The sequence below is a fragment of the Sphingopyxis panaciterrae genome (genome assembly GCF_011762125.1).
Taxonomy (GTDB): Bacteria; Pseudomonadota; Alphaproteobacteria; order Sphingomonadales; family Sphingomonadaceae; genus Sphingopyxis; species Sphingopyxis panaciterrae.
In genome coordinates, this window is sequence record NZ_JAASQN010000002.1 from 563972 (window position 1) to 580060 (window position 16089).

Consider the following 16089-nt stretch of genomic DNA (forward strand, 5'->3'; position numbering starts at 1 on the left):
GATGTGCCGCCCGGGTTCGGGCATGGCGGCGTCCTTAGATCGGGTAATGGCCGGGCTGGGTTTCGATGGTGACCCAGCGCAGCTCGGTAAAGCTATCGATGCCCGCCTTGCCGCCGAAGCGGCCGTAGCCAGAGGCTTTGACCCCGCCGAACGGCATTTGCGCCTCGTCGTGGACGGTCGGGCCATTGATATGGCAAATGCCCGATTTGATCTGGCGCGCTACCCGCAGACCACGTGCCGTGTCCCGCGTAAAGACCGAGGCCGACAGGCCATAGTCGGTGTCGTTGGCAAGCTCGATAGCATGTGCTTCGTCGCGCGCGCGGATGACGCCGACGACCGGCCCGAAGCTTTCGTCGCGAAACAGCTTCATCGTCGGAGTCACATAATCGATGACATGCGCCGGCATGAGAACGCCGACAGCCTCGCCGCCCGCGATCTGTACCGCGCCGGTCCCGACCGCGTCCACGACCAGCGCCTTGACATGATCGACCGTCTGCCGGTCGATCACTGCGCCGAGCGGCGTTTTGCCAGCGCGCGGATCGCCGACCGCCAGCGTCGCAACCTTCGCGGCGAATGCCTCCACGAAGGCGTCGGCGACCGCTTCGACGACGATGATCCGCTCGGTCGACATACAGATCTGGCCCTGGTTCATGAAAGCACCGAACGCCGCTGCCTTCACCACCTCGTCGAGATCTGCATCATCGAGGACGATCAGCGGCGCCTTGCCGCCAAGCTCCAGCAGCACCGGCTTCAGATGCTCGGCCGCGCGTCTGGCGATGATCTTGCCGACATCGGTCGATCCGGTGAAATTGATCCGCTGGATATCCGGCGCGTCGATCAGCGCGCCGACGATTTCGGCGGCATCCTCGGGGCGATGCGTCACGATCGACACCGCGCCCGCCGGCAGCCCGGCGTCGGCAAATGCCTCGGCAATCAGACCATGCGTGCGCGGGCATTTCTCGCTCGCCTTGAACACGACCGTGTTGCCGCAGGCGAGCGGCACCGCGATCGCGCGCACGCCGAGGATGATCGGCGCGTTCCATGGCGCGATACCGAGCAGCACGCCTACCGGCTCGCGCAGCGCCATCGCGATACAGCCGGGCTTGTCCGACGGGATGACCTCGCCCCCGATCTGGGTCGTCAATGCCGCCGCCTCGCGGACCATCCCAGCGGCGAGCGTCAGATTGAACCGCGCCCAGCCTTCGGTTGCGCCGATCTCGCCCATCATCGCGTCGATGAAGGCATCGGCCTTCGCTTCCAGCGCGTCGGCCGCCTTGGCCAGCAGTGCACGGCGGGCATTGGGCCCGAGCGCCGACCAGGCGGGGAACGCGGCAGCGGCGGCCGAAACGGCATTCTTGGCATCCACAACAGTCATTGCGGGAGCGGTTGTCGCAATATCGCCCGTCACCGGATTGATCCGGTCGAAAGTCGGCCGCGTCATGATGTCTCTCCCGCGAGCTGCCGCTCAAGCTGGTCGAGAACGCGGTAGCATGGCAGGACCTGCGCGATGCTGCTGTTCGGCTCGCGGCCCTCCCGTATAGCATTGACGAATTCGCGATCTTGTAGCTCGATGCCATTGTTTGACACGGCGACGCCGGTCAGATCGACGGCCTCTTCCGTGCCGGTGACCAGATCGTCGTAGCGCGCAATCCAGGTGCCATTGTCGCAGATGTAGCGAAAGAAAGTACCGAGCGGCCCGTCATTATTGAACGACAGGCTGAGCGTACAAATCGCACCGCTTTGCGCCTTCAGCTGGATCGACATGTCCATCGCAATGCCGAGGTCGGGATGCCGCGGCCCTTCGATTGCATGGGCCTGCACGATCGGTCCCGCCTGCCAGGCGAACAGATCAACGCTATGGGCCGCGTGGTGCCACAACAGATGATCGGTCCAACTGCGCGCCTCGCCTCTCGCGTTGATATTCTTGCGGCGAAAGAAATAGGTCTGCACGTCCATCTGCTGGACCGCGGCTTCCCCGCTCGTGAATTTGCGATGCAGATATTGGTGACTGGGATTGAAGCGACGGGTGTGGCCGACCATGCAGACAAGGCCGGTCGCTTGCTGCTTCGCCAGCACTGCCTCGGCGTCGGCAAGGCTGTCGGCGAGCGGGATTTCGACCTGGACGTGCTTGCCCGCATCCATGCATTGAATCGCCTGGGCCGCGTGCATCTGGGTCGGCGTGCAGAGGATGACCGCATCGACTTCCGGTATCGAGAGGCTCTCGCCAAGTTCGATCGTGGCATGAGCAATGCCATATCTGGCGGCGACTGCCTGTGTCTGCTCGAGAGTTCTGCCGATCAGGCTCACGACTTCGACGCCGTCGATATTCCTGAGGCCGTCAAGATGCTTTTCTCCGAAAGCCCCGGCGCCGGCGAGCGCGATCTTCATTGTCCATTCTCCAGTTTCGAGCGCTGTCCCTCCGGGCTACGCCCGCCGGCCAGCATCATCGCCTGATAGTCGGCAAGCTCCATGCCGGTCATCGTGCTGACCGCCTGGACGAAGCTCTGCCCGTCGGTCGAGAAGAGCTTGGCGAGGAAGTAGATGTTCCCTCCAAGGTCGAGACAGCGATTATAGTCGCGCTCGAGAACCGCCTGCCGCTGGTCCGCACTGAGCGGCCATTCGTCCAGATAGGCCCGCTCGTCGGCCTTGAATCGCGCGCGATTTTCTGCCGTCATCAGGCTCATCGCGAACTGGTTCAGATGATATCCCTGCCGCGCCCTCGCCGCCGTGAAAATGCGCGTGCCGGGAATATCCTCGAGCGAGGCGAGATAGACCTGGATATCGCGCGGCGCACTCATGGCGCGGCCTCGGGCCAATAGAGTCGCATCGGATTATCGACGAGAAGTTTGCGCTGCAGTTCGGCGGTGGTTGCAATCCGCGGGATCATATCGACCAGCCAGCCGTCGTCCGGCATATGTCCCACCATGGCCATGTTGGGGTGGGGCCAGTCGGTCCCCCACAGCACGCGATCGGGAAAGCGTCCGACCACCTCGCGTGCGAAGGGGACAAAGTCGTCGTAGCCTGGTGGACCTGACCGCGACAAGCGCTCGGGGCAGGTCACTTTTGCCCAGATATTGCCGCGCTCCATAAGCCTCAGAAATCTTGCGAAGTCGGGGTCGCCGAGCGATTTCGTGACGTCGGGGCGACCCATATGGTCGACAACGACGATTGTCGGCAGCGAGGTGAAGAAGTCCCATTTCTCGGCAAGGTCGGCCGCCTCGAAATAGATGACCACGTGCCAGCCGAACTCTGCGACAAGATCGATGATGCGCCGATAAAGTAGATCGGGCTTCGGATCGACGAGGCGCTTCACATAGTTGAACCGCACGCCCCTTACGCCCGCCTCGTGCATCGCCGCAATCTCGGAGCGTGTTACGCCCGCCGCGACGGCCGCAACGCCCCGCGCCTTGCCGCCCGAATGAATGAGCGCATCGACCATCGCGCTATTATCCGTGCCATGGCACGTCGCCTGGACGACGACATTCCGCTCGAAGCCGAGGAAATCGCGCAGCGCGAAGAGCCGGTCGCGTCCCGCGTCACACGGCGTATATTTACGCTCGGGCGCATAGGGGAAATGATCGCCCGGGCCGAACACATGACAATGGGCATCGACCGCGCCGGCCGGCGGTCCGAAATCCGGACGCGCCGGGTTCGGATGGAAGGCCAGCCAGTCGGCATCCATGGTAAAGCCGTCCGTCATGCCGCCTGTCCACTTCGCAGAGCGGAACGCAGCATGGCGAGCTTGGCGTCGAGGCCTTTGGGCGGCGCTATGCCGAGCCGCCCGAGCCTTTCCTGACCGGCTACGGTGCCGCGGCTCATCGCCGAGCCGGTACCAAGGGCGTCGAGCGTCGCGACAACCTCGGTCATCTCGGCGGCACGCCGACGGCCATGGACCATCATTCGTTCAAGATTATAATCGAACCGGTTCGCCCAGTCCGCGCCAGGCCAGCCCGCATCGAGCGAAGCGATCACCTCGCTTCTCAAACCGGCCGCATCGGCGGCGAGCGCGCACTCGGCGGATAGCGCTTCCATGCCTTTCACCATCACCGAACGGATCATCTTGACCGCGGACGCCGCTCCGACCGGTCCTTCGATCGCGCGCACGCCGGTAAAGCCGATTTCGCGCAGACAGACTGTCGCATCCTCAGCGTGGGGGCCGGAGACGAGCAGCGGGACGTCCGTGCCGCCGGGATGGACTGGCGCCATCACGGCGACGTCGACATATCGTCCGCCATAGGTTTCGATCGTCACCGCAGCGGCGCGTTTCGTTTCAGGCGCGACGCTGTTCATGTCGAACCAGAAGGCGCCGACAGCCAGTCCGCCCGCAGCTTCGGCAGCGGCATAGGCCTGGTCGGCAGTGACCAACGACAAGGCCGCGAACGCGCCGGCGAGCGCCTCGCCAGCTGCGGCACATCCATCGACCCCCAGCCGGCCATAGTCGGCCAGCTTGCCATCGCGGGTGGGCGCGGCGTCGGTCAGGCGGTCGTATGCGGCTAGCGCAGGAGACAATCCACGCGCGAACGCCTGCGCCGCTTCGCCGAATCCAATCAGGGCGAGCCTTTGCTTCATGCGAAGTCCTATCGACCCCAGCTTGGCCGGCGGCCAATCGGATCGCGGTGAGAGATATAGGTTTTTACGAATTGTCCTGGACGATGCCTCGCAATATCTCGACCAGATGGCGCTGGAGAAAAGTCGGCTGCCAACCCAATCTGGTGGCGATGCCGATCGTTCGCGCGAGGCCTTCGATGGGTAAGTCAATCAGCGCCAGCAAGCCGGCCTCCACCTCCATCGCGACCTGGTCCGGCGAGAGCAGCGTGAGGCAATCGCTGTCGACCAAAATGCCGCGAATCGTCATCGCCGAGCCGCATTCCACCGGGGCATGTGGCGCGTCCCGTCCCTCGAACATTGCTTGCCAATGCGCGCGGAGCGGCGTGTCGAAGCGGCCGACGATCCATGGAAAGGCAGCCAGGGCATCAAGGCTCGGCGTCGTACCGGCGAGCGGATGGCTCGCGCGGGCCACCACCGCCAGCCGGTCGACAAGCAAAGCTTCCTGCGCGATGTCCAGAGGCGCTGGATCCTCGCGCAAGGCGCCGATCATCATGTCGATCCGGCCATCGCGCAAAGGCTCGACCAACTCGCGCCACGAGCCGTCGATGATATCGACCGTCGCGCGCGGTACCGCGCGGTTCAGCGCGGCAATCGCGGCGGGTAGAAGTCGCGCACGACATAAAGGCATCGCACCTATGACGAGCCGGCCGCGCTCGCCGGCGTCGGGCGACATATCCTCGAAGGCGGCTGCCAGCTCGCTCCGCATCAACCGCGCCGCACGCGCAAGTCGGCGCCCATCCTGCGTCAGGACCACCCCGCGTCCGCGTCGCTCGGCCAAAGGCAGGCCGCCGATTTGTTCAAGATCGCGCACGGCGCGGTGAATCGCAGGCTGCGACCAGGCCGCGAGCCGGGCCGCCTCGGCAAAGCTTCCCGCGTCTGCGAGCGCCAGAAATGCGCGAAGCTGCGTCGCGGTCATCAATCGGTCGGGACGCGCAAAACCGCGCCCGCCAGCGCGCGCGCTGGCGGCAAGATGGCTGAAGGCGGCATCCGCGCGGCGCGCGAAGGCCGCGCCTTGCAGGGTGGCGGTCATCCCGTTGGAGCGCCGGTCGAAAAGGGGAACGCCAAGCTGCCGCTCCAGCTTCGCGATACCTTGCGTGAGCGCCGGCTGCGACAGACTCGCCGCCGCGGCCGCGGCGCTCATATTTCCGTGACGAACGATCAACGGAAGCGCACGCAAATGGCGCAAGTTCAGATCGAAGGGCGAGATCACCGACCCAACCTGTCGCACCGGCTGATCGGATCGGAAGGTTCGCACCATCGTTTCCCCGCCGGTGCGCGTCGCGAAAAGGACCCCGCAGGATCCTCAACCATATCGTCATTCGAAAATGCGGTCCTGCGTTCGACCTTCACACCTGCCTCCGTCCGAATAGCGCCCTCTTGCTATAGACGTTTGGGATATCCGTTTCGTCAGGGGGCCCCGCATCTCGGAGCAGGGACACTCGATCCGAGTATCCGGCGGCTTCGCTGCGGCCCCGCGCTTCGCCCCTCCCCTCAACGCCGTTCGCTGCGCTCGTTCGTCGTGCGTGGCGAGCGCGCCAACCGCCGCGAATGATAGAGGAGCAGTTGAACGTCGAGGCCGGACCGATTGTAGCCGAGGATCGAGGGGGCCCGGCCTGTGCCGTTTGGCGCGAGTCAATCGAGCGCAGCCCCGTGAAATAGCCGCCCGACACGCCCGAATAGGCAGGATGGTTCATTCGGGGACGGCGATTTGCGTCTCTTTTCCCTGACGAGTGCGCCCGCTCGCGCGTCATGCAGGAAAGGTGGTTCGGTATCGCCAGTCAGGGCGATGCGGACGGCGTTGGGGAAATGAAGATGACAAAGGGAACCGCGGCATCCGCATCGACACGGCGGATACTGGTCGCCAGCCTAGTGGGCACGTCGGTCGAATATTTCGATTTCTACATTTATGCGACCGCTGCCGCGCTTGTTTTCGGGCCACTCTTCTTCCCGAGCGGGGACCCGGGGATGGAATTATTGCTTTCCTATGCCAGTCTCGGCACCGCCTTTCTTGCCCGGCCCCTGGGGGCGTGGGCGTTCGGCCACTATGGCGACCGCGTCGGCAGAAAGTCGACGCTGGTGGTTTCGTTGATGCTGATGGGCGGATCAACGCTGGCGATCGCCTTTCTGCCCACTTACGAAATGATCGGCATATGGGCGCCGATCCTGCTCAACCTTCTCCGGTTCGGGCAAGGCTTCGGGCTTGGCGGCGAATGGGGCGGCGCGGCATTGCTCGCCGTTGAAAACGCCCCGCCGGGATGGCGCGGCCGGTTTGGCATGATGCCGCAGTTCGGAGCGCCCGTCGGCTTCGTCGCAGCGAACGGCCTTTTCCTCCTTCTCGGCCTGATGCTCACACCCGAGCAGTTTATCGACTGGGGATGGCGGCTGCCGTTCCTGTTCAGTATCATTTTGGTCGGGCTCGGCCTGTGGGTGCGGCTCAAGATCGCCGAGACGCCAGATTTCGCCAAATCGCTCGAAGAAAGTCCGCCACCGGCGGTGCCGATCGGCGAACTCTTCCGCTTTCACTGGCGCGCGGCAATCGGCGGCACGCTCGCGACCGTCGCCTGCTTCGCTGTCTATTACATCGCGACCGCCTTCACGCTCGGCTATGCCACCACGACCTTGGGGATCGACCGCCAGACCTTCCTCGCCCTCCAACTCGCAGCGATTCTGTTCATGGCACTCGGCATTCTTGTTTCGGGCTATTATACCGACAGAAAAGGGCCTTACCCCGTTCTGATCGCGGGGTGCATCATCGCGATCGGCGCCGCGCTCCAACTCGCGCCGACACTCGGGTCGGGCTCACTCGGCGTAATCTTCGGCGGTCTGGCCTTCCTGCTTTTCGCCATGGGGATCATATTCGGCCCCGTCGGCGCCTGGCTGCCAAGCCTTTTCCCGGCGCGTGTCCGATATACGGGTGTGTCGATCGCATTCAACATGGCGGGGATCATCGGTGGGGGGCTGACCCCCGTGATGGCGCAAGCCTTGTCACAAAAGGGCGGACTTGCAATGGTCGGCCTCTATCTGACGATTGCCTGTTTGATCAGCCTGCTGGCGCTGCTTTCGCTTCGTCCGCGCGCCCGCTGATCGCATCGCGCAGCGCAGCGGCGTGTATCGGCTTCCCTTACCTCAGAACCGTTTGTGAAAGAATCATGTCGCCTGCTGACGATTGCTCATTCTCGCGCGTCGAATGGATGCGACGGGCCTCTTCGCAACTTCAAGGTCACGTCGGGACAAGTCCAAAAAGGGGGGCCAATTAATGCGAAAGATTCTCATGACCAACGTCAGAAAACCGCTGCTGACCGCATCAGTCGCAGCTATCGCGATGACTGCAATGCCTGTTTATGCGCAAACCGCGCCAGCCGAAGACATCAGCAATAGCGGCGACATCATCGTCACCGCGCAGAAGCGCAGCGAGCGGCTGCAAGACACGCCGGTACCGGTCACCGCGCTCGACACGACCAAGCTTGCCGATCGCGGCCTGACGCGCTTGCAGGATTATTTCACCGAAGTGCCCGGCCTCAGCCTTAACTCGCAAGGCAATGGCAAGACCAACATCATTCTGCGCGGCATCACGACGGCGGCCTTCGGCAACCCGACGGTTGCCGTCTCGATCGATGACGTACCATTTGGCGCAACCAACGCCACCGCCGACGGCCAGCTCGTCCAGCCGGATCTCGACCCGTCCGATCTGGAACGCGTCGAGGTGCTGCGCGGCCCGCAGGGTACGCTTTATGGTGCATCCAGCCTCGGCGGTCTGATCAAATATGTCACCAAGGACCCGTCGACCGAAAGCTTCTCGGGCCGCATCCAGGGCGATGTAAACACGGTGCGCAAGGGCGAAATCGGCTATGCCGGACGGGGCGCCATCAACGTGCCGCTCGGCGATACAGCGGCGGTTCGCGCCAGTGGATACACCCGCCGCTCACCTGGCTACGTCGATAACATCGTGTCGGGCGAAAAGGACGTCAACAGGATCGACGTCGTCGGCGGACGCGTTGCATTCCTTTACAAGCCCAGCGATGTCGTGAAAGTTCGACTTGCCGCCCAGCACCAATATACCAAGGGCGATGGGACCGCGCGCACGACGACCAACTTCTCGCTGGTTCCCACCGTCGGCGATCTCGAGCAGCGCTATCTGCCCGACAGCGGCATGTTCCGGACGCGCAGTACGCTGCTGACCGCCAACATCGATCTCGATTTCGACGCGGTCAATATCCACTCGGTGACCGGATATGGCCGCAATCGCAACAAGGAGCGTTCGGACTTCTCGCGCAGCGTCGGGGAGCCCGCGGCCGAGCTCGCCAACGACATGCGGACCGAGAAATTCTCCCAGGAACTCCGCTTCTCGGGACGGCCGGGTGAGACCATCGAATGGATGATCGGCGGCTTCTACACCAAGGAGAACAGCAAGAGTCTGCAGAAGATCGAGCGCGTCACGCCGATTACCGGCGCGCCGGTTTCGCCCGCCCTCACCAACATCTTCACCGCGGACTTCCCGACCTCCTACGAGGAACTCGCGGCATTCGGCGCCTTGACCGTCAATTTCTCGCCCAAGTTCAACATCCAGGGCGGCTTGCGCTACAGCGGCAACCGGCAGACGATTTTCGAACTCGATAGCGGCGAATTCGCCGGCACGCTTCCGGGTGATCCGGCTGTTGTCACCGCCGATACCGCAGCGAGCGACAATTCGCTCACCTTCCTGGTGGTGCCGCAATATAAGTTCAGCGATGATCTCATGGTCTATGCGCGCGTCGCGTCGGGCTATCGCCCGGGCGGACCCAATGGGGCGATCTTCAGCGATCCCACGTTGCCGAAGAGCTATGATGCCGATACCACGATGAACTATGAGGCGGGGATCAAGGGCAGCCTGTTCGACCGACATTTCACCTTCGATATCTCGACCTATTACATCGACTGGGACAAGGTCCATTTGCAGTTGGTCATCGACGGCCTGTCGATCTTCACCAATGGCGGCAAGGCCAGCAGCCAAGGCGTCGAAGGCGCCTTCCAGTTCCGGACCGACAGCGGACTGACTTTGTCCGCCAACGGAAGCTATGGCGTTGCGAAGCTGGAGGAAGATCCGCCGGCGGCCATTCCGGCCGACAAGGGGACTCGCCTGCCGTTCAGCCCGAAGTTCAGCGGCAGCATCTCCGCCGATCAGGAATTCGCGCTCAATGATCAATGGACGGCCAACATCGGCGGTACCGTCTCGCACGTCGGACAGCGGTTCGGCCCCTTCCGGCCGAGCACGCCGGTCAATTCGAGGCTCAACCTGCCGTCTTACACGCTCTTCGACCTCCGCTTGGGGATCAAGAATGACGACTGGTCGATTGATCTCTACGCTCGCAACGTCACCGACAAGCGCGGCGTCCTCTCCGCGGCGGCCGAGGGATCGCAAGCGGTGACCGGCGTATTCGGCGTCAACTATGTCCAGCCTCGCACCTTCGGGATTTCGGTGGCGCGCAACTTCTAAGAAGAATTGAGTGAACAGCCCGCCAGCGGAGATACCGGAATTCTGCGAACAACCATCGCAACCCGGCATCTCCCTGGCGATTTCCTGTTGAGACCGCACGCAAAAGGGAGTGCGACAGCCATGAAGACGAAGACCCTCCTGTATCTCTGCGGAGCGCTGTCCATCGGCACGCCGGCTGCAGTGCATGCTGAGGAAGTTTCCTCCCCCTCCGCCGCCGTCACCCAATGCGACGGCGACGCGGAGAACAAGGTCGCGATCACCCAGCAGAGCTTTTCGGCGGGCGGCAAGAGTTTCAGCTATACCGCCAAGGCGGGCACGATGATGATCCGCGACAAGGCCGGTCAACCGTCGGCCGAAATCGGCTACACCGCTTACTCGCGACCGGCCGTCAAGGGCGCCGATGCGCGCCCGGTCATCTTCGCCTTCAACGGGGGGCCGGGGTCCTCGTCGGTCTGGCTGCACGTCGGCATGCTGGGCCCAAAGCGTGTCCAGGCCAATGACGCGGGGCCGACGCCGCTGTCGCAGCTGAAGGTCGTCGATAACCCGTTCGGTATGCTCGACAAGGCCGACATCGTCCTGATCGATCCCGTCGGGACGGGGTTCGGCCGCGCCATTTGCGGCAAGAAGGACAGCGATTTCTGGTCGGTCGACAAGGATGCGGAATCGGTTGGCCGCTTCATTGTCCAATATCTCGGTCAGAACGACTTGTGGGCGGCCCCCAAATTCATTCTCGGTGAGAGCTATGGCACGATCCGCGCGGCCGTCGTCCTGAACTGGCTCCGGTCACAACGGATCAGTTTCAACGGCGCGATCCTTCTTGGCATCGCCACAGACATCGAGATTATCCATACCCAGCTTCCCGGAAATGACCGGCCCTATCCGGTCTTCGTGCCGGGCTTTGCGGCGACCGCCTGGTATCACAAGCTCGTTCCCGAATCGTCAGGTCCGCTCGAGCCGTTCCTCGAGGAAGCCCGCGTCTTTGCCTTGGGCCCTTATACCAATGCGCTGATGAGGGGGAATGCGCTGACCGACGCCGAGCGAGACGAAATTGCGCAGCAAATGCACCGCTTCACCGGCCTGTCGGTGGACTATATCAAGGCGTCGAACCTGCGTGTCTCCGAATTTGCCTATGGCCAGGAATTGATGCGCGCGCAGGGGAAGACCGTGAGCCGGCTCGATTCCCGTTTCGTCGGCGATACGCAGGATCCGACGCAGAAGCTTGTTGATTATGACCCGATCCTTTCTTTTCTCGGCACCGCCTATGCGACCGCGTTCAACGATTATTACCGGCGTGACCTGAAGGTGAAGATCGACCGGCCGTACAATATCCTGAACAGTGATGCCGGTTGGACATTCGACATGACGCATCAGCCAATTGGCGCTCCGCCGGATTATGCCCAAACGCTCGTCAATGCGAATGTCGATCTTGCGACAGTAATGACCCAGGACCCCAACTTGCATGTGCTGGTCCTCGCGGGCTATTTCGACCTGGGGTCTACTTTCTCCGCCGCAGAATATATGGTGAACCATCTGAACATACCGAAGGCGGCCCAAGCCCGCATTTCTATGAAATATTATATGTCCGGCCACATGATCTATGCCCATACGCCGTCCCTCCGCCAGATGAAGGCTGACGTCGACGCGTTCATAGCCGACAGCCGCTAGACACGGCGACGCGGCATCGGGTCGCGAAAAATGTCAGTGCGCGCGGCGTTTCCAGCCCACGTCAATCAGCTGATCGGCCTGGTTGAAGAAGTCCGCGCTCTGGACTGCCCGCAACGTTTCGAGACGGCGGAGCAGACCTGCGGTTGGCCGCATGAGGAGGCTGTCGAACCGGACCTGGATGGTCATTCGTCTACTTGCCCGTTCGAGCTCAACATCGATCGGAAAGACCTCCTCTGCGCCAAGGATCAACAGGATCTCAGGGAGCACCTCGTCGCTATGAAATGTCTCGACACGCAGCGACAACAGTCGATCACGCGGACATTTCATCATCGGCGAACCTGCCGGTGTCCGGGAGTCATTGCCGGGCTGTCGTCAAACTCGCCCGCGAAGCCGAGGCGCCAATCGCAGCAACCTGGCGCTAGCAACACCGGCAAGCACGGAGGCACGGCCGGAAAAATCGTCGCAAATGAATTACTGGAAAGGCTCGATGACAATTGCGTTTCCTATCAACGGGCAGCTGTTTTCCCTCAAACAAGACCGAAGGGATTTTTCCTTAGATTTCGCGCGAAGAGACCGGAAATCGGAACTGTGGGGCGATCATAATCTTTCGTTAAGTGCCATCGGCCGCGTCGACACCGACGACAAGCAAGCGGGCCTCCTGATCGGCGCGGCATCCGATCGCTATCCGCCGCTGATACCGCCTCCCCGCAAGGGGATTCTATACGACAGGCGCTTGCGCAACGCCGCACGGTCCGTCGCCTTCACAAATTCGACCCGAAATACCGACTGCGCGATCGGACCTGATCGTCGCAATCTTCCATCGCGCGTTTCTTTCCAGCACTGTCCCTGGAGCATAAGCGGGTGTCGGAGACGCGCTCACGACATCATTTGAGCTCCATGCCCGCTTCGATTTCCGCCAGAGCGGGACGGAACTGGTCGCGCAGCCATTCCGAGGCGGGATCCTGATCGGCATGCGCAGCCCAGACCATCGAGATCGGCATCACGTCGAGATCAAGCGGTATCGGGCTCGTAGCGAGGCCGAACAGCGGCGCGTAGCGGCGGATAATCCGCGCCGGAAGAGTAACCAGAACCGGGGCCTCCATCGCCGCGCCAAGCAGGGTCAGAAATTCCGGCGCCGCCATGACGACATCGAGTTCGACATTCGCGGCGCGCAGCGCGGTGTCGAGGCAGCCTCTTATGCTCGCGTTCTGGGACACCAGCGCGTGGCGCTGCGCAAGATAGCTCGATCGGTCGATCGGCGCGGGGAGATCGAGGAGGCGCGAATTGAAACAGCACATCAGCGATTGCTCGAACAACATGCTGTGCCGATAGCGCAGGCCGCCCTTCTGAAAACAGCCGATGGCGATGTCGATGTCCGCGTCGTCCAGCGCGCGATGAACCTGTTCGGGCTGGACGGGGCGCGCGAGCAATTTGACGTGGGGCGCGCGGTCCTGAATCCGCGCGGTGAGGCTTGGCATCAGCAACACTTCGAGCTCGCTGGAAAATCCGATCGAGAATGTCCGCTGCTCGATCTCGGGGCAAAAGACCTCGCGGGTCATCAGCGCGCGCTGCGCCTGCTCCAATATCTGGCGGACCGGCGCGGCCAGCGCCAAGGCGCGCGGCGTCGGGCTCATCACCGCTCCCACCCGAACGAAAAGCTCGTCGTTCGTCAACAGGCGCAACGTGCCGAGATTATGGCTCATCGCCGGTTGCTGGATTTTCAGCCGGGCCGCCGCCTTGGTCACGCTGCGCTCGCGCATCAGCGCATCGAAGGCGACGAGCAGGTTGAGATCGAAGGACCATAAATTGAAATGATCAATTGAGGCTATCTCATTCATCGATTTGTTCACTCCTTCGGCGTCCCCTACATGGATTGTCCAGCTCAAATCCAGAGGCGTTATCATGCATCCCAACAAAATTTACCGCGTCGGCGAGGTGACGGTCACGAAAATCGAAGAAATGCGGCTGAATGTCGCGCCGCCGTCCTTTCTCTATCCCAATTATGACCCCGCGGCGCTCGAGCCCAATCTGCACTGGCTTACCCCCAGCAACATGGACGCTGCGACGGGCCATCTGATCCAGAGCATTCATGCGTGGCTCGTGCGAACGCCGGATCATGTGATCCTGATCGATACCGGGTCGGGGAACGGCAAGGAGCGGCCGCGCAATCCGATCTTTCATCATCTCGACACGCCTTTTCTCGAGCGGCTTGCCGCGGCGGGCATTCGTCCCGCGGACGTCGATTATGTGCTCCACACCCACCTGCACGTCGATCATGTCGGCTGGAACACCATCCTCGTCGACGGCGAATGGGTCCCGACCTTCCCCAATGCACGCCATGTCTTCGCGCGCGCAGAGGAGAATTATTACGCCAGTCCCGAAAGCCATAACGACGTCAACATACCAAGCTTCGGCGTCTACGAGGACAGCGTTGCGCCCATCGTCGCCGCAGGCATGGCGGACCGCATCGCGAATGGCGGCGGCGCCTACCTCGACAATTTCATCTTTCATCCGACCCGCGGGCACAGCATCGGCCACATGTCGATCGAGCTCCATTCGCGCGGCGAACGGGCCTTGTTCAGCGGCGACGTCATGCACCACCCGTTTCAGGTGATCCGGCCTGACTGGAACTCGGTGTTCTGCGAATGGCTCGACGATGCGAAAATATCGCGCCGCTGGGTTCTCGATTTTTCGGCCGAGAACGACTCGCTGCTCTTTACGCCGCATTTCGCCGAGACGTCGGCCGGTTACGTCACCCGCCAAGGCGACAATTTCAGCTGGCGCTACGAATGAGCGATGGCTTCGGCACCCGCCCTTCAACCAAATGAGAGATCAAGATGAGTAACCCCTATAATGTCAACGGGACCGATATCCTGTTTGACGAACTGCGTGTTCCGAGCGGGACCGCTGGTATCGACCTTTATGTCCGGAACAAGCGGCCCGCGGCGCTGACCGCCTTCACCGCCGAGCGAACGATCATCCTCGTCCATGGCGCGACCTTCTCGTCGGGCAGCCTCTATGACGTACCATTCAACGGCATGTCGTTTCTCGACTTTCTGGCCAGCGAAGGTTTCGACGTTTTCGCGCTCGACGTGCGGGGATATGGCCTGTCCAGCCGTCCACCCGAAATGGACCAGCCGGGCGATCAGAATCCGCCCCTCGTCAATACCGATACCGGCGTGTCCGATCTCGGCACCGTCGTCGACCATGTGCTCGCGCTGCGCGGCCTTGATCGCGTCAATATCTTCGGAATGTCGTGGGGGGGCACCGTCGCGGGCGCCTATGTCAGCCGCAATGCCGGCAAGGTCAACAAGCTTGCACTCCTCGCGCCTCAGTGGCTCAGCGACCAGCCGATACCGATCGACACCGGCGGCGCGCTCGATTCCTATCGCCTTGTTCCGGTACGGGAAAGCAAGACCCGCTGGCTCAATACCGCACCCGAGCACGGCCGCGCTACGCTCATTCCCGAAGGCTGGTTCGAACAATGGGCGGATTTCACGCTGGCCGAGGATCCGTGGAGCGACGGCCGAGCACCCGATCGGTTGAGGGCCACGAACGGGCCGATTGAGGATATCCGCAATTATTGGAGCGCCGGACGGAAATATTATGATCCTGGTGAAATCCGCGTCCCGGCGTTGCTCGTGCACGGCGAATGGGATTTTGATGTCCCGCTCGACCTCGCCCGCGCCATCTTTCTCGAACTGCGCAATGCGACCTATCGCAAATGGGTCGAGATTGGCGAAGCAACGCATCTGGTACTTCTCGAGAAGAACCGCCTTCTTGCTTATAAAGCCGTGCGCGACTTTTACCGCGAAGATTTCGCGCCCGAGGTGGCGCGATAAGCGGCGCAGCCATTACTCGGCATGAGCGATGGCCGCGGCGCTTCAGATATCCGGCCGGCGTCCCTTCTCCTCCCGAGGGTGCTGGCCGGGTAGATGCTGGCCAGCTGCCAGACCATTTAGAGGCCGGACCACGCTTCGATCGAAGACGCTGATCATTCCACCCGTTACGCACTTACGCTTGGCCGTTATTTCATGGAGCGGCGATGACAGTAATGGGGCAGCAAGGCACGCGAGGATGTCCCGGACCCAAGCTTTCAATATGCTCATCAAGCAGACCGGTCCGATCACACAATCCTTGCGGGTTACCGCAACGGTATCGAACGCTGCCCGCGCTCCGCGGCACCCTCAAACAGGTCGACGCGGACCGCTGCGCCGGCTTCTAGAAGCACAGGATTGGACTCGCAGATCTTCCGGATGATCTGCCGTCGGCCATTTTCAGTGACGATCGCTCCCTGCTGATCGACGAGCGCTGTCATTGCGAAGCGGTTCTTCGCCGAAACG

At 62.3% G+C, this 16089-nt stretch carries 15 protein-coding genes; 6 read left to right on the forward strand and 9 right to left on the reverse strand.

The genetic code is table 11. The features are described from left to right. Positions 1 to 34 precede the first annotated feature (34 nt). The 6 genes from FHR22_RS10315 to FHR22_RS10340 form a co-directional block, all read right to left on the reverse strand. Positions 35 to 1441 carry an aldehyde dehydrogenase gene (locus FHR22_RS10315; RefSeq protein WP_166941778.1) on the reverse strand — a complete coding sequence of 469 codons (1407 nt, stop codon included), beginning with the start codon at positions 1439 to 1441 and terminating at the stop codon, positions 35 to 37. Further along, the gene (locus FHR22_RS10320) at positions 1438 to 2388 is read right to left on the reverse strand and encodes a Gfo/Idh/MocA family oxidoreductase (protein WP_166941779.1); all 951 of its coding nucleotides are present in this window, start codon (positions 2386 to 2388) and stop codon (positions 1438 to 1440) included. Before FHR22_RS10320 ends, FHR22_RS10315 begins: the two co-directional genes overlap by 4 nt. Further along, a complete protein-coding gene (ligA, locus tag FHR22_RS10325) occupies positions 2385 to 2798 on the reverse strand; it encodes a protocatechuate 4,5-dioxygenase subunit alpha (protein WP_166941780.1) in 414 nt (137 codons plus the stop codon). Before ligA ends, FHR22_RS10320 begins: the two co-directional genes overlap by 4 nt. Continuing rightward, positions 2795 to 3700 carry an amidohydrolase family protein gene (locus FHR22_RS10330; protein ID WP_243853639.1) on the reverse strand — a complete coding sequence of 302 codons (906 nt, stop codon included), beginning with the start codon at positions 3698 to 3700 and terminating at the stop codon, positions 2795 to 2797. Before FHR22_RS10330 ends, ligA begins: the two co-directional genes overlap by 4 nt. Then, positions 3697 to 4569 (reverse strand): DUF1932 domain-containing protein, encoded by an 873-nt coding sequence (locus FHR22_RS10335; RefSeq protein ID WP_166941782.1) that lies wholly within the window; start codon positions 4567 to 4569, stop codon positions 3697 to 3699. The genes FHR22_RS10330 and FHR22_RS10335 overlap by 4 nt, the downstream gene beginning before the upstream one ends. A gap of 64 nt (positions 4570 to 4633) precedes the next feature. Continuing rightward, a complete protein-coding gene (locus tag FHR22_RS10340) occupies positions 4634 to 5866 on the reverse strand; it encodes a LysR family transcriptional regulator (protein ID WP_208417606.1) in 1233 nt (410 codons plus the stop codon). A 548-nt stretch (positions 5867 to 6414) separates the two neighbouring features. Here FHR22_RS10340 and FHR22_RS10345 point away from each other — a divergent pair. From FHR22_RS10345 to FHR22_RS10355, 3 genes are all read left to right on the forward strand, one after another. Then, a complete protein-coding gene (locus FHR22_RS10345) occupies positions 6415 to 7692 on the forward strand; it encodes an MFS transporter (protein WP_425057436.1) in 1278 nt (425 codons plus the stop codon). A gap of 172 nt (positions 7693 to 7864) precedes the next feature. After that, complete coding sequence (locus FHR22_RS10350; protein ID WP_166941784.1) at positions 7865 to 10081, forward strand: TonB-dependent receptor; 2217 nt, start codon at positions 7865 to 7867, stop codon at positions 10079 to 10081. Positions 10082 to 10201: 120 nt separating this feature from the next. After that, positions 10202 to 11746, forward strand: a complete 1545-nt coding sequence (locus tag FHR22_RS10355) for a S10 family peptidase (RefSeq protein ID WP_166941785.1) — start codon at positions 10202 to 10204, stop codon at positions 11744 to 11746. A gap of 33 nt (positions 11747 to 11779) precedes the next feature. Here FHR22_RS10355 and FHR22_RS10360 read toward each other — a convergent pair whose 3' ends face one another. After that, positions 11780 to 12049, reverse strand: a complete 270-nt coding sequence (locus FHR22_RS10360; RefSeq protein ID WP_208417607.1) for a hypothetical protein — start codon at positions 12047 to 12049, stop codon at positions 11780 to 11782. Positions 12050 to 12212: 163 nt separating this feature from the next. On the opposite strand from FHR22_RS10360, the gene FHR22_RS10365 reads away from it, so the two are divergent. After that, the gene (locus FHR22_RS10365; protein WP_166941787.1) at positions 12213 to 12638 is read left to right on the forward strand and encodes a hypothetical protein; all 426 of its coding nucleotides are present in this window, start codon (positions 12213 to 12215) and stop codon (positions 12636 to 12638) included. Here the strand turns inward: FHR22_RS10365 and FHR22_RS10370 are convergent. Next, positions 12631 to 13584, reverse strand: a complete 954-nt coding sequence (locus tag FHR22_RS10370) for a LysR family transcriptional regulator (RefSeq protein ID WP_166941788.1) — start codon at positions 13582 to 13584, stop codon at positions 12631 to 12633. The genes FHR22_RS10365 and FHR22_RS10370 overlap by 8 nt on opposite strands. A 64-nt stretch (positions 13585 to 13648) precedes the next feature. Here FHR22_RS10370 and FHR22_RS10375 point away from each other — a divergent pair, with 64 nt between their 5' ends. Next, positions 13649 to 14539 carry an MBL fold metallo-hydrolase gene (locus FHR22_RS10375; protein WP_166941789.1) on the forward strand — a complete coding sequence of 297 codons (891 nt, stop codon included), beginning with the start codon at positions 13649 to 13651 and terminating at the stop codon, positions 14537 to 14539. 44 nt (positions 14540 to 14583) lie between these two features. Continuing rightward, a complete protein-coding gene (locus FHR22_RS10380) occupies positions 14584 to 15588 on the forward strand; it encodes an alpha/beta hydrolase (protein WP_166941790.1) in 1005 nt (334 codons plus the stop codon). A 302-nt stretch (positions 15589 to 15890) separates the two neighbouring features. Here FHR22_RS10380 and FHR22_RS10385 read toward each other — a convergent pair whose 3' ends face one another. Beyond that, complete coding sequence (locus tag FHR22_RS10385) at positions 15891 to 16064, reverse strand: hypothetical protein (RefSeq protein WP_166941791.1); 174 nt, start codon at positions 16062 to 16064, stop codon at positions 15891 to 15893. Positions 16065 to 16089: the final 25 nt, after the last annotated feature.

Coding starts and splice junctions, on each gene's coding strand:
- FHR22_RS10315 (WP_166941778.1), bottom strand. CDS start 1,441: ATGACGCGGCCGACTTTCGACCGGATCAATCCGGTGACGGGCGATATT.
- FHR22_RS10320 (WP_166941779.1), bottom strand. CDS start 2,388: ATGAAGATCGCGCTCGCCGGCGCCGGGGCTTTCGGAGAAAAGCATCTT.
- ligA (WP_166941780.1), bottom strand. CDS start 2,798: ATGAGTGCGCCGCGCGATATCCAGGTCTATCTCGCCTCGCTCGAGGAT.
- FHR22_RS10330 (WP_243853639.1), bottom strand. CDS start 3,700: ATGACGGACGGCTTTACCATGGATGCCGACTGGCTGGCCTTCCATCCG.
- FHR22_RS10335 (WP_166941782.1), bottom strand. CDS start 4,569: ATGAAGCAAAGGCTCGCCCTGATTGGATTCGGCGAAGCGGCGCAGGCG.
- FHR22_RS10340 (WP_208417606.1), bottom strand. CDS start 5,866: ATGGTGCGAACCTTCCGATCCGATCAGCCGGTGCGACAGGTTGGGTCG.
- FHR22_RS10345 (WP_425057436.1), top strand. CDS start 6,415: ATGAAGATGACAAAGGGAACCGCGGCATCCGCATCGACACGGCGGATA.
- FHR22_RS10350 (WP_166941784.1), top strand. CDS start 7,865: ATGCGAAAGATTCTCATGACCAACGTCAGAAAACCGCTGCTGACCGCA.
- FHR22_RS10355 (WP_166941785.1), top strand. CDS start 10,202: ATGAAGACGAAGACCCTCCTGTATCTCTGCGGAGCGCTGTCCATCGGC.
- FHR22_RS10365 (WP_166941787.1), top strand. CDS start 12,213: ATGAATTACTGGAAAGGCTCGATGACAATTGCGTTTCCTATCAACGGG.
- FHR22_RS10370 (WP_166941788.1), bottom strand. CDS start 13,584: ATGAATGAGATAGCCTCAATTGATCATTTCAATTTATGGTCCTTCGAT.
- FHR22_RS10375 (WP_166941789.1), top strand. CDS start 13,649: ATGCATCCCAACAAAATTTACCGCGTCGGCGAGGTGACGGTCACGAAA.
- FHR22_RS10380 (WP_166941790.1), top strand. CDS start 14,584: ATGAGTAACCCCTATAATGTCAACGGGACCGATATCCTGTTTGACGAA.
- FHR22_RS10385 (WP_166941791.1), bottom strand. CDS start 16,064: ATGACAGCGCTCGTCGATCAGCAGGGAGCGATCGTCACTGAAAATGGC.